Source organism: Streptobacillus canis (genome assembly GCF_009733925.1).
Lineage (GTDB): Bacteria > Fusobacteriota > Fusobacteriia > Fusobacteriales > Leptotrichiaceae > Streptobacillus > Streptobacillus canis.
On sequence record NZ_WOEI01000034.1, the window covers coordinates 1 to 14,214 of the forward strand.

A 14,214-nucleotide genomic window follows, 5' to 3' on the forward strand; every position below is an offset into this window, starting at 1 on the left:
CCTTTCTTACTATTAAAATTACAAAAGATATTATATCATATATTATTTAATTAATTTTATTTTTAATCTTATACTTAATTAGGACATTTTTATTTTAATTATATTAAGACATTATCATATTAATATTACACCTTTTACATATTTTCCTTAGAATGCTTGAATTTAATTGAGGAAATATGATATAATAACATGTAAAACGATTGATAGGAGGAACAAATAATGGCATTAAAAAAAATGGGAAGACCAATGAAAATTATTACGGTCTTTATAGCGATTGCAATGCTAATACCAATATTTATGTCTGCTTATACTTACTTTGCTAATAAAGAGAGCAAAACAGTTATGTTAAAAATCGATGGAGAAAAGATATATAAGGAAGATTTTGATCAAAAATACGCTGATTTTTCTAAACAAATTGAAGGCTTAAATGAGCAAGTAATTAAAGCAAATAATTTAGATAAAGAAAAATATATGGCATTACCAGAAGAATTAACTAAAGGTTACGTTCTAGCTGGACAAATTTATGAAGCATTAAATAATGCTTTAACAACAGAACTTGGTGCTACAGTTTCTAAAGCTGATATAGATGCTAAGTTTAAAGAATTAGAAGATCAAATGGGCGGAAGTAAAGGTTTAGTAGCTGCACTTAACTCACAAGGTCAAACAATAGAAGGTTTAAGAGAAACAATAAAAGGATTCTTATTAAACGACAAAAAAATGGAAATAATTAAACAAAAAATATCAGTTACTGATACAGAAATTGAAAGTAGATTTAATCAACAAAAATTCACTGAATATGAAGGAAAAGCTTTTGCTGAAGTTAAAGATGAAGTTAAAGATCAAATCTTAACTGAAAAGGCAAGAATTTATGAAAAATCATTAATTGAAAATAAATTTAATACAGCTAACTTTGCTATCTCAGATAATACAATAGAACCTGTTGTAAATAAACTAAAAGAGTTAGTATTTGAAAAAGGTGAATACAAATTTACTTACATGGATGTTATTTCACAAGTGGTTAACTTATTCTTCCAAGAAGGGAAAGGTTATACTGAAGAATTCCAAAATAAAGTTAAAACATTAATTGAAACTGATTTAGATAAAAAAATTAGAATTAAAGATAAAGCTTTAGAAGCAGGATTAACTTTAAATCAAGATTTATTACCTAAATATCAATTAGAATATATTGCTGAACAATATGTTTCTCAATTATTAGGTACATATAAAGCAACTGAAGAAGAAATGATGGCAATATTCAATAAATATGAAGGTGCATTTGATATATCTCATACTGTAAGTGGAGAAATCATAGGTAAAGCATATTTAGCAAGTGATGAAGATGCAAAAGAAACTGAAGCTAAAGTTGTAGAATTAATGAAAACTATTACTAAAGAAAACTTTGCTGAAAAAGCAAAAGAATTATCAAAAGATCCAGGAAGTGCACAAAACGGTGGGGATTTAGGAAAAGCTAATATAAATAACTTTGTTCCTGAATTTAAAGAAGCTGTTGCAAAAGCAGAAGCTGGAAGTATAGTTGGACCAGTTAAGACACAATTTGGATATCATATTATCTTGGTTGAAGAAAAAGATAAAGATAATAAAGATATGGCAACATTAAAACATATCTTAATAAGTGTTGAACCAGGAAAAAAAACTAAAGATGAAACTAAAGCAAAAGTTTTAGAAATAAAAGATTTAATTTCTTCAAATAAATTAACTTGGGAAAATATTACTGGTGATACTACTGGTAAATATAATGAATATGGTATAAAAGATCATTTCTCTAAAGTAAAAGAAAATGATAAATTACCTGTAGTTGGATATGACAAAGAAGTAAATAATAAATTATTTGCTGCAAAAGTTGGAGAATTTATAGAAATATCATTAGATGATTCATTTGTATTAATTCAAAAAACAGAAGACATACCATACAAAAAAGTTGGATTTAATGAAGTAAAAGAAAAATTAAATTACATCGCAGCAACAGAATATGTAACAAAACATTTATTAGAAATATAAAATAAATAAGGACAATCTTTTTAGATTGTCCTTATTAAAAAATGGAGTGTAAAATGGGGAAAAAAATATCACCGTATATTTTGATACTTATCTCATTTATATCAATAATACTAATAGGAGCGACATTTTTAACTTTTAGTTTTAGTTTGCAAAAAGGAGTAAATATTAGTTTTTTTGAAGCATTATTTACTGCAACATCAGCTGTAACAGTAACAGGTTTATCTATACTTGATGTAAGTAAAACTTTTAATGATTTTGGGACTTTAGTTATATTGATATTGATACAACTTGGAGGATTAGGGATTTTAACTTTCTCTTCTTTAATAGTATTGTTAGTATCAAAAAAAATAGGATATTATACAAAAAAAATTGTGAAAGAAGATTTAAATTTTGAGGATAAATTTGATATTTATTTATATATAAAAAAGGTGGCAATGGTTGTATTTGGAATAGAATTTTTAGGTGCATTTTTTCTTTTATCAAATTTTTTAAAAACTTATACATTAGGTAAAGCTATTTTTTATTCGATTTTTCATTCAATTTCTGCTTTTTGTAATGCAGGTTTTTCATTATATAGTAATAATTTAGAGGGGTTTGTTGATAATATACATGTTAATATAGTTATTGCGTTTTTAATATTTACAGGAGGGGTAGGTTTTGCAGCAATAATTGATGTGTATGATTATATTAGAGGAAAAAGTAGAAGAGTTACGATTAATACAAAATTTTCTTTATATATTACTTTTTCATTACTATTTATAGGTATGTTTTCATTTTTAATTCTTGAATATACAAATAGTAGTAGTATAGGAGAAATGTCATTTTTAAAGAAAGTATTAGCAAGTTTCTTTCAATCTGTAAGCTTAAGAACAGCAGGATTTAATACAGTTAATATAAATGAATTAAGAATACCTACAGTATTAATTGCATGTCTATTAATGTTTATTGGAGCATCACCTGGATCTACAGGTGGAGGTATTAAAACAAATACTGTAGGAATAATATTTTTAGGAATTAGAGCTTCGTTAAAAAATAAAGAGGATATATTATTTTCAAAAAGAAGAATTTCATTTAGAACTTTCAATAAAGCAGCTGCATTATTATTAATAGCAATTTCTTATGTTTTTGTAATATTTGTATTAATGAGTATTTTTGAAAGCGATAAAGATATTGTGAAAGTATTATTTGAATTAGTTTCAGCTATGGGGACAGTAGGTTTAAGTATGGGATTAACATCTTCTCTTACTATATATTCAAAAGCGTTATTAATTTTAACGATGTTTTTAGGAAGAGTTGGTTTACTGACTGTAGTTTTATCTTTATCAGGTACAACAGAAAAAGGAAAATATACATATCCAGAAGAAAATATATTAATTGGTTAGGAGCAATATGAAAAATTATTTAGTAATAGGGTTAGGAGAATTTGGTAAGTCTGTTGCAAAGACATTATATAAAAATGGTAATACAGTTTTAGCACTTGATTCATCAGAAGAATTAGTAAGACAAGCATTAGAAGAAGAGATAGTAGATGAAGCAATAATATTAGATGTAACAGATGAAACAACATTAAAAAATATTGTAAAAGATGATTTTGAAATTGCATTTGTATGTATAGGAAGTAACATACAAGCGAGTATTTTAGTTACATTACAATTGAAAGAATTAGGAATTAATAAAATAATATGTAAAGCAGTATCTCATACTCAAGGGAAAGTACTTAAAAAAATTGGTGCAGATATGGTTGTATACCCAGAAGAATCAATGGGAGAAAAAATTGCTTTAGCATCACTTAGACCAACAGTTGTGGAGCATTTTAGATTTTCAGAAGAATATTCTGTATTTGAAATAATAATGCCTGAAGAATTTGTTGGAAAAACATTAAAAGATTTAGATTTAAGAAATAAATATGAAGCTAACGTTATGGCAGTAAAATATGGAGATGGAACTATGAATGTTACACCTAGTCCAAATGATATTTTAAAAGAAGATGAAATGTTAGTAATGTTACTTAAAACAGAGATGATAGATAAAATAATTAAATAGGGGTGAATATGAATAATAAATATGATGTACTAGTAGTTGGAGCAGGTCATGCAGGTATTGAAGCAGCTCTTGCTAGTGCAAGACTTGGATTAAAAACAGCTATGTTTACAATCACTTTAGATAATATAGGGGTAATGTCTTGTAACCCTTCTATAGGTGGTCCTGCAAAATCTCATTTAGTAAAAGAGTTAGATGCTCTAGGTGGACAAATGGCTAAGACAATAGATAAATCATTTGTACAAATTAGAATATTAAATACAAAAAAAGGTCCAGCTGTAAGAGCATTAAGATCACAGGCAGATAGAAAAATTTATGCTAGAAATATGAAAAAAATTGTAGAAAATCAAGAAAATCTTGATGTTGTACAAGATATAGTTACTGAACTAATTTATGAAAAAGATACTGAAAAAGATTTTGTTGTTAAAGGATTAAAAACAAAAAATGGATTAGAATTTATTGGAAAAAGTGTAATTATATGTTCAGGGACTTTTTTAAATGGATTATTATATGTAGGTGATAAAATACTTGAAGGTGGAAGAATGGGAGAACTTTCAGCTAAAGATTTAACTTCATCATTAGTTGATATGGGACTAAAAGTTAGAAGATTTAAAACTGGGACTTCACCTAGAATAGATGCAAGAACAATAAATTTTGATATATTAGAAGAGCAACCTGGAGAAACTGGTAAGGTAATTAAATTTTCTAATTCAACACCAAATGAAGTTATTGAAAATACGAAACAACTATCATGCTATATTTCAAGAACAAATTTAGATTTACATAGAATAATTAGAGATAATTTAAATAGATCTCCATTATATAATGGAACAATAAAAGATTCAGTAGGACCTAGATATTGTCCATCTATTGAAGATAAGGTAATGAAATTTAATGATAAAGACTCACATCATTTATTCTTAGAACCTGAAGGATTTGATACTAATGAAGTATATATCTCAGGATTATCAACATCTTATCCTGCAGATCTACAACAAGAAATGGTAAGACAAATTGAAGGTTTAGAAAATGCAAGAATAATGAGATATGGATATGCGGTAGAGTATGATTTTGTAAATCCAAATGAATTAGAATATACATTAGAAACAAAAAAGGCTAAAGGGCTATATCTAGCAGGGCAGATTAATGGAACTAGTGGATATGAAGAAGCAGCTGTTCAAGGATTACTTGCAGGTATAAATGCAAGTTTAGCTATAAAAGGAGAAGAACCTTTATTACTTGAAAGAAATAATTCATATATTGCAACATTAATAGATGATTTAATAACTAAAGAAATTGAAGAACCTTATAGAATGTTTACTGCAAGATCAGAATATAGATTAATATTAAGAGAAGATAATGCAGATTTAAGATTAGCTCATATTGGTCATAAAATTGGTTTAGTTGATGATGAAACATATGCTAAAGTATTAGAAAAACTAAATAATGTTGAAAAAACAATTGAAATACTTGAAAATACTAAACTTGGGGTAAGTAATAAAAAATTAGTAGAAGTTTTAGAAAAAAATAATGAGACTTTAAAGAGCGGAACAACACTGAAAGAATTATTACGTAGACCAAGCTTTACATATGATGATATTAAATACATTGCAGAAGATATAAGTAATATGGAAAATATTTGTTTTGATGAAGAAACTGAGTATCAAATAGAAGTTCAAATAAAATATGAAGGATATATCAATAAAGCAAATGCAATGATAGAAAAACAAAGAAAATTAGAAGAAAAAATTATACCAGCTGAATTAGATTTTTTTGAAATTAAAGGTATAACAGGGGAAGCTAAACAAAAATTAAATGAAAGAAAACCTCATACAGTTGGACAAGCATCACGTATCGCAGGTGTTACACCAGCAGATATTTCAGTACTATTAATGTACTTAGATGGCAAGATAAAATTATAGGAAGGAGTAAAGATGGAAAAAAAAGAAACAACTTTTTCTAAAAAGAAAAAGGAAATTGATGAAAAAATTAAAGCTGTAAAACAACTATTTGAAGAAGAATTATTAGCTTCAACTAAAACTACAGCAACTAAAGCAAAAAAGACTAGAAAAAAAGAAGAAAAAGTAGAAGTTGTCGAAAAGATTGTTGAAAAAGTTGTTGAAAAAAACAATGAGATAACAACAGATAAGACATATATCATACCATTAGGTGGGATTGAAGAAATTGGTAAAAATATGACTGTTATACAATATAGAGATGAAATGATAGTTATAGATGCTGGACTTACATTCCCAGAAGATGAACATTTAGGAATTGATTTAATTATTCCTAGTTTTGAATATTTATCAGCAAATTTAGCTAAAGTAAAAGCATTATTAATAACACATGGACATGAAGACCATATAGGAGCTGTACCATATTTTTATCAAAAATTAGGCTCAGATATACCTATGTATGGAGGTAAATTAAGCTTAGAATTAGCACTTGCAAAATTTGAGAAAGTAGTTACTAAAAAACCTAAATGTGTATTTATTTCAAACAGAAATGAAGTTAAAATTGGTAAGTATTTTACAGTAGAATTTATAAGCGTAACACACTCTATACCAGATTGTTATGCAATTAGAATTAAAACTCCAACTAGTACAATATTACATACAGGAGATTTTAAAGTAGATTTAACACCAGTTAATGATGAAAAATTTGATTTTGGAAGGTTAGCAACTATTGGAGAAGAAGGTGTAGATTTATTACTTTCAGATAGTACAAATGCACAAGTTCCAGGTTCAACTCCATCAGAATCAGTTGTTGGAAGAAGTATAGATGCAGAAGTTGCAAAAGCAACTGGAAGAGTAATTTTAGCATCATTTGCTTCACATGTACATAGAATACAGCAAATTATACTAATAGCTCAAAAATATGGTAGAAAAATTGCTATTGATGGTAGAAGTATGTTAAAAATATTTGAGATTTGCTCAAAACTTGGGTATTTAAAGATTCCAAAAAGTATGATAATCACATTAGAACAAGCAGAAAATATGGCTGAAAATAAAGTAATGATTATATGTACTGGAACTCAAGGAGAACCTTTATCAGTATTATCTAGAATAGCAAATGGATCACATAAGTCTATTTCACTTAGAGCAAATGATAAAGTAATAATTTCTGGTTCACCAATACCAGGAAATGAAAAAGCAGCATATAAAAATATAAACCAACTTCTAAAAAAAGAAGCTTCAGTAGTATTTGAGAAAATTATGGGAATACATGTTTCAGGTCATGGTTGCCAAGAGGAACAAAAATTAATGTTGAATCTAATAAAGCCTAAGTACTTTATGCCAGTACATGGTGAATATGTAATGCTAAAAAAACATAAAGATTTAGCAATGCAAGTTGGAGTACCTGAAGAGAATATAATTCTAGCAGAAAATGGTTCTAAACTTGAATTAACTCCAACAAGTTTTAAAAATGTAGGAAAAGTTCCAAGTGGGGCTGTATATATTTATGGAGATAGTGTTGGAAATGTTAGAGAACATATTTTAAGAGAGAGACAATCTCTTGCAGATAATGGTGTTCTAACTATATCTATTGCACAAAATTCTGATCTTAAGTTTATTGGAGATCCAATAATATTTAGTAAAGGATTCTTGTATAAAAAAGATGATAGTACTTCACAAATTTCTGAAAGCATGAAAGAGGTTGTAAAAGCAAAACTTGCATCACTTGAACAAGCAAAAGAACAAGATATAGAAAAAATTAAGATAGGAATTGTTAATACTTTAAATAATTTCTTTAATGATAATATAGGTAAAGTGCCAACAGTAATAGTAACAGTAGTTAGAGTATAAGTAAGGGAGTTAGTATGGAATTGATTTTAAAAGATAGCATTAACTTTAATTTCAACATATCAGACTTTGCATTAGATCCTTTAAATCATACACTAATTACAACTGGAGATTCGTTAGATTTTTTCTCTGAAATGAAAAAAATTAAGAGTATAAAAGGTAAAATGAAAGACTCTTTAAGTATTAGATTTATTAAATACGAAAATCAACTTTTTCAAAGTAATGATTTTTATGTAGTATCTTCTAATGACAAAGTATATAAAGTAGATGGAAAAAAGAAAAAAATTGTAGAAGAGGTAGCTCTTCCATTAAATAATGTTGAAAATGTAATTGTAAGTAAATCAGGAAAAATAGCATATATCTCCAATGGAATACTATATATAAATGAGATTAGTATGGAAAGTTTGAAAGCATTTCCACTAACTGATTTTGGAGAAGGTAGATTTAAAATATATATAAGTGGTGAGAATATTTTAATCAAGCATAGAAAAATGTATGAAAGTAGTGTAAATGTAGTAATATTTTCACTACAGCATTTAAAAAAGATATCTGAAATAACTTCAACAACTAATCATATCTATTCAAAAATAGTTGGTTTAAATTATTTAGCATCAACTGATGAAGGATATGTAGAGGTTTGGGATATACTTGAATCACAGATAAAAAATTCATATAAATTATCAAATTATAAAATAACTTTTATTGAAACTGATGGGAATTTTTATTATTTTGGTAATATCAATGGAGAACTAATAATTACAGATTTAGAAATGAATATAGTTAAAAAATACAAAGTATTTCAAGATGAAATAAAGAGAATTAGAATTTATGATTCTAAAGTATATATCTTATCATTTAATAACAGAATGAAAATATATGACATATTAAATAATGACAGCAAGTTTGATAATGCAGTAATAAATTTTATGAATGGGTATAAAATACATGAAAGTTTCAAAGAATTTTTTACAATAGATAGAGTTGCTGAAATTAAAAGATTTATAGATAATCTTGAAGCTGACTATATTGATTATACACCAAGTTCAGATAAAATATTTAAAGCATTTAATCAAGATATTTTAAATATTAAAGTATGTATTATGGGAAAAGATCCATATTTTCAAAAGGGAGTTGCAACAGGACTTGCTTTTGAAGTAAGAAGTGACAGTTGGATGGATGAAAAAGTAAATACTTCCTTAAAAAATATATTGAAATTAATATATAAAACATATACTGGTAAATTTGCAGATATATCTGAAATTAGAAATGCAATATTAAAAAAAGAATTTAATATACTAACACCAAATGAAATTTTTGAAAATTGGCAGAAGCAGGGTGTATTATTATTGAATTCTTCATTAACAACAGTAGTAGATAAACCGGGATCACATCATAAATTCTGGGAAGATATTATAAATGATTTAGTAGAATATATTAGTACAAAAAATCAAAATATCATTTATCTACTGTGGGGAAATGATGCAGCTGTAATGGAAAAACATATTTTAAATGGAGAAATTATTAAGCATAATCATCCTGCTATTTGTGGGAATTTAAAAAATGAAAATGATTTTATGCTAGGAAAGTCTTTTGAAAAAACAAAAAAATATATAAATTGGTTAGGAGTGTAGAGATGAGTAAAATTTTATTAGAGGGATTAACTTTTGATGATGTATTATTAATACCACAGAGTTCAAGCGTTATACCAAGTGAGGTAGAATTAAAAACAAAATTAACAAAAAGGTTAACATTAAATGTACCTATTATTAGTGCTGCAATGGATACTGTTACAGAAGCAGAATTAGCAATTGCAATAGCAAGAGAAGGTGGAATTGGATTTATCCACAAAAATATGACTATTGAAAGACAAGCAGAAGAAGTAAACAAAGTTAAAATATTTGAAAGTGGTATGATTACTAATCCTATTACATTGAATGTGGGATCAGATTTACAAGAAGCTAATGAAATAATGAGGAAATATAAAATATCTGGATTACCAGTTATTAATGCTGAAAATGAATTATTAGGTATAATTACTAATAGAGATTTAAAATATAGAGAAGATTTAACTGCAAAAGTTGTAGATGTAATGACAAAAGAAAATTTAATTACAGCTAAAGTTGGAACAACTTTTGAAGAAGCTAAACAAATCTTATTAGAACATAGAATAGAAAAATTACCTATAGTTGAAAATGGAAAATTAAAAGGTTTAATAACTATTAAAGATATTGATAATGTTTCAAATTATCCAAATGCTTGTAAAGATGAAAAAGGAAGATTAAGAGTTGGAGCTGCAGTAGGTATAGGTACAGATACATTAAGAAGAGTTAAAGCTTTAGTAGAAGCAGGTGTAGATATAATAACTGTTGATTCTGCTCATGGACACTCAAGAGGGGTAATTGAAAAAATAAAAGAAATAAGAAGAGAATTCCCAAATTTAAATTTAATAGGTGGAAATATTGTAACTAAACAGGCTGCAATTGACTTAGTAGAAGCTGGAGTAGATGCTGTAAAAGTTGGGGTAGGACCTGGATCTATTTGTACAACTCGTGTTGTATCAGGAGTTGGGATGCCACAATTATCTGCTGTAATGGAAGTGGCAGAATATTGTAATGAAAGAGGAATCGGAGTTATTGCAGATGGTGGAATTAAACTTTCAGGAGATATAGTTAAAGCTATTGCTGCTGGAGCAGATTGTGTAATGTTGGGAGGATTACTTGCAGGTACACATGAATCACCAGGAGAAGAAATACTTTACAATGGTAGAGCATATAAGAGTTATGTAGGTATGGGTTCACTTGTTGCAATGAAAAGAGGAAGTAAAGATAGATATTTCCAACTTGAAGCAGCTACTGATAAATTAGTTCCAGAAGGAATAGAATCAATGGTTCCATTAAAAGGAAAATTAAAAGATGTATTATTCCAATTATGTGGTGGATTACGTTCAGGAATGGGGTACTGTGGAACACCTACTATAGAAGATTTAAAAGTTAATGGTAAATTTGTAAGAATCACAAATGCTGGATTAAAAGAATCTCATCCACATGATGTAATAGTTACAAAAGAAGCACCAAATTATAGTGGAATTAAATAGGAGAAAAAATGTTGCTTTTTGATCTTGATAATAAAGAAGAAAAGAAGAATGAATATGATAAATTAAGAAAAGATATAGAAATATATAATCAACATTACTATAATTTAGATGAAAGTCTTATTACAGATCAAGAATATGATATGTTATTAAAGAGGTTAGAAATTTTAGAAAAAGAATACCCAGAATTTAAACTAGAAAATTCACCTACAGAAATTGTAGGTGGAAAATCTAGTGATAAATTTAAAAAGGTAAAACATAAAAAATCTATGTTAAGTTTAGCAAATACATATTCTATGGATGATTTAAGAGCATTTGATCAAAGAGTTAAAAAAGATGTAGGAGAAAATGTTGAATATATTTTAGAACTAAAATTAGATGGATTGAGTATTAGCCTTATATATGAAAAAGGGAAATTAATTCAAGCCATTACACGTGGTGACGGTACTGTTGGAGAAGATGTTACTGAAAATGTAGCTCAGATTTCAAGTATTCCTAAAATATTAAGAGAGGAAATAGATTTAGAGGTTAGAGGAGAAATTGTTCTACCATTAAAAGAATTTGAAAGAATTAATAGTGAAAGAGAAGAAAATGGAGAAACAGTTTTTGCCAATCCTAGAAATGCAGCAGCTGGAACAATAAGACAATTAGATTATAGTATAGTAAAAGATAGAAATTTAGATTGTTATTTATACTATTTAGTTGATGCAGAAAGATATGATGTAAAAACACACTTAGAATCTATTGAATTTATAAAAAAATTAGGTTTTAAAACAACGGGAGTATTTACAAAATGTAATAAAATAGATGATTTAGAAAAAGAAATTGTATATTGGAATGAAAATAGAAAAAAACTTGATTATGAAACTGATGGTTTAGTAATTAAAGTTAATGAATTTGAATTACATAATATATTGGGTTATACAGCTAAATCACCTAAGTGGGCAATAGCATATAAGTTTAAAGCAGAACAAAAAGAAACAAAGGTAGTAGATGTAAGTTTTCAGGTTGGTAGAACGGGGGTTATTACCCCAGTAGCAGAACTTGAGCCAGTGAATATTTCTGGTTCAGTTGTAAAACGTGCATCACTTCATAATTTTGATGAAATAGAGAGATTAGGTTTAAAAATAGGAGATATTGTAATAATAGAGAAAGCTGCTGAAATAATACCTCAAGTAGTAAAAGTACTATTTGAAAAAAGAAGTGGTTTTGAAAAAAATATTTCAATAATTACGAATTGTCCTTGTTGTAATAGTTTGCTGATAAAAGAAGAAGGACAAGTTGCACTTAAATGTAAAAACCCTAATTGTATTGAAAAATTAAAAAGAAAAATAGAATATTTTGTAAGTAGAGATGCTTTAAATATTCAAGGATTAGGTAATAAAATAATTGATAGATTTGTTGATTTATCAATTATAAAAAATGTAACAGATTTATTCACTTTAGATAAATATAAAGAAGAATTAATGAATTTGGACAAAATGGGACAAAAAAGTGTTGAAAAATTATTAGCAAATATTGATGAAGCTAAAAATATTAGTTTTGATAAATTATTTTATTCTTTAGGAATTGAATATGTTGGTAAAACAACTTCAAAATTAGTTGTATCACATTTTGAGACTATAGAAAAAATATTAGATGCAGAATTAGAAGATCTTATGGCTATAGAAGGTGTAGGAGAAAAGGTTGCAGCGTCAATATATAATTATTTTAAAGATGAAGAAAATATAGCATTGATAAATGAAATGAAAAATATAGGTTTTAATTTTATTTATGAAAAAGAACAAGTATTAAATAATGATTTTATTACTAATAAAAAATTCTTAGCTACAGGGAAATTTGAGAATTTCTCTCGTGAGGAAATTAAAGATTTAATAGTAAAAAATGGAGGAATTTATTTATCTAGTGTAAGTAAAAATTTAGATTATTTAATAGTTGGAGAAAAAGCTGGTTCTAAGTTAGATAAGGCTGAAAAATTAGGGGTAAAGGTATTGGATGAGGAAGAATTTTTAAAATTAAGTAATTTGAAAGGTTAGAAAATGAAATTATTTGTACCAAAAGGATATAAGACAAGTTTAAATATTATGCAAACAGAGGTTGCAATTAAAGAAATAAAAGATTTTTTTGAAAGGGGCTTAGCAGATGCTTTAAATCTTACAAGAATTTCAGCACCTTTATTTGTAGTAAAATCAACTGGATTAAATGATAATTTAAATGGTGTAGAAAGACCTGTATCATTTGATATGAAAGAAGATCCAAATACTACCATTGAAATTATACATTCACTTGCAAAATGGAAGAGAATGGCACTAAAAAGATATGGGATAAAAGAAAATTATGGTATTTATACAGATATGAATGCTATAAGACGTGATGAAGATTTAGATAATACACACTCTATATATGTAGATCAATGGGATTGGGAATTAGTAATATCTAAAGAGACAAGAGAAAGAGGGATAGAATTTTTAAAAGAAGTTGTAACTAAAATATATAAAGTATTTTTAGCAACAGAATCATATGTTAATATGAAATATCATGATTTAAAACAACTATTACCAAATGATATTTATTTCTTAACATCTCAAGAACTAGAAGATATGTACCCGAACTTATCTGCAAAAGAAAGAGAAAATGAAATAACTAAAAAGCATAAAGCAGTATTTTTAATGCAAATAGGGAAAACCCTAAATAGTGGAGAAAAACATGATGGTAGAGCACCAGATTATGATGATTGGGAACTAAATGGAGATATATTAGTATGGAATGATTTATTAAAATCTGCATTCGAATTATCTTCAATGGGTATAAGAGTAGATAAAGAAACTCTGAAAAAACAATTAGAATTAGCTGGAAATAAAGATAGAGAAAATCTTGATTATCATAAAATGTTATTAAATGATGAACTACCTTTAACAATAGGTGGTGGACTTGGACAATCAAGAATTTGTATGTTCTTATTACAAAAAGCGCATATAGGAGAAGTTCAAGCATCTATTTGGACAAAAGAAATTGAAGAAGAATGTTTAAAAAATGGAATCAATTTATTATAATATTAATCCTGGTTTACCAGGGTTATATAGGAAATTAGAATTCTAATAAGATGTATATAATTTTATTGATTAATATAAAGTGCAACAACAGTTTATAAAAAATAAAATTAATAAGTAAATTTGAGTAATACAAAAATACCTATTTAAATAATAGGCCATTAGGGTTATAGAATTTATGAATAGGAGGTCCAATAGAATTATTTATAAA

The 14,214-nt window shown here is 26.8% G+C and carries 9 protein-coding genes; all 9 read left to right on the top strand.

Annotated elements, in window-relative coordinates:
• The first annotated feature begins 219 nt into the window (after positions 1 to 219).
• Genes GM111_RS07475 through asnA form a run of 9 tightly spaced genes read left to right on the top strand, consistent with a single transcriptional unit; the run spans position 220 to position 14,006 of the window.
• Positions 220 to 2,019: a peptidylprolyl isomerase gene (locus GM111_RS07475; protein ID WP_156300481.1), complete on the top strand. Its 1,800-nt coding sequence runs from the start codon at positions 220 to 222 to the stop codon at positions 2,017 to 2,019.
• Positions 2,020 to 2,072: 53 nt separating this feature from the next.
• Positions 2,073 to 3,401, top strand: coding sequence for a TrkH family potassium uptake protein (locus GM111_RS07480; protein WP_156300482.1), 1,329 nt, complete (start codon positions 2,073 to 2,075; stop codon positions 3,399 to 3,401).
• A 7-nt stretch (positions 3,402 to 3,408) separates the two neighbouring features.
• Positions 3,409 to 4,062: a potassium channel family protein gene (locus GM111_RS07485; protein WP_156300483.1), complete on the top strand. Its 654-nt coding sequence runs from the start codon at positions 3,409 to 3,411 to the stop codon at positions 4,060 to 4,062.
• Positions 4,063 to 4,070: 8 nt separating this feature from the next.
• Positions 4,071 to 5,981 carry a tRNA uridine-5-carboxymethylaminomethyl(34) synthesis enzyme MnmG gene (gene mnmG, locus GM111_RS07490; RefSeq protein WP_156300484.1) on the top strand — a complete coding sequence of 637 codons (1,911 nt, stop codon included), beginning with the start codon at positions 4,071 to 4,073 and terminating at the stop codon, positions 5,979 to 5,981.
• Positions 5,982 to 5,993: 12 nt separating this feature from the next.
• A complete protein-coding gene (locus GM111_RS07495) occupies positions 5,994 to 7,865 on the top strand; it encodes a ribonuclease J (RefSeq protein WP_156300485.1) in 1,872 nt (623 codons plus the stop codon).
• Positions 7,866 to 7,879: 14 nt separating this feature from the next.
• Complete coding sequence (locus tag GM111_RS08425) at positions 7,880 to 9,493, top strand: uracil-DNA glycosylase family protein (protein WP_231479787.1); 1,614 nt, start codon at positions 7,880 to 7,882, stop codon at positions 9,491 to 9,493.
• Positions 9,494 to 9,495: 2 nt separating this feature from the next.
• On the top strand, positions 9,496 to 10,956 hold the full coding sequence (gene guaB, locus GM111_RS07505) for an IMP dehydrogenase (protein WP_156300486.1): 1,461 nt from the start codon (positions 9,496 to 9,498) through the stop codon (positions 10,954 to 10,956).
• Between the two features lie 8 nt (positions 10,957 to 10,964).
• Positions 10,965 to 12,989: an NAD-dependent DNA ligase LigA gene (gene ligA / locus GM111_RS07510; protein ID WP_156300487.1), complete on the top strand. Its 2,025-nt coding sequence runs from the start codon at positions 10,965 to 10,967 to the stop codon at positions 12,987 to 12,989.
• 3 nt (positions 12,990 to 12,992) lie between these two features.
• Positions 12,993 to 14,006, top strand: coding sequence for an aspartate--ammonia ligase (gene asnA / locus GM111_RS07515; protein WP_156300488.1), 1,014 nt, complete (start codon positions 12,993 to 12,995; stop codon positions 14,004 to 14,006).
• Positions 14,007 to 14,214 lie beyond the last annotated feature (208 nt).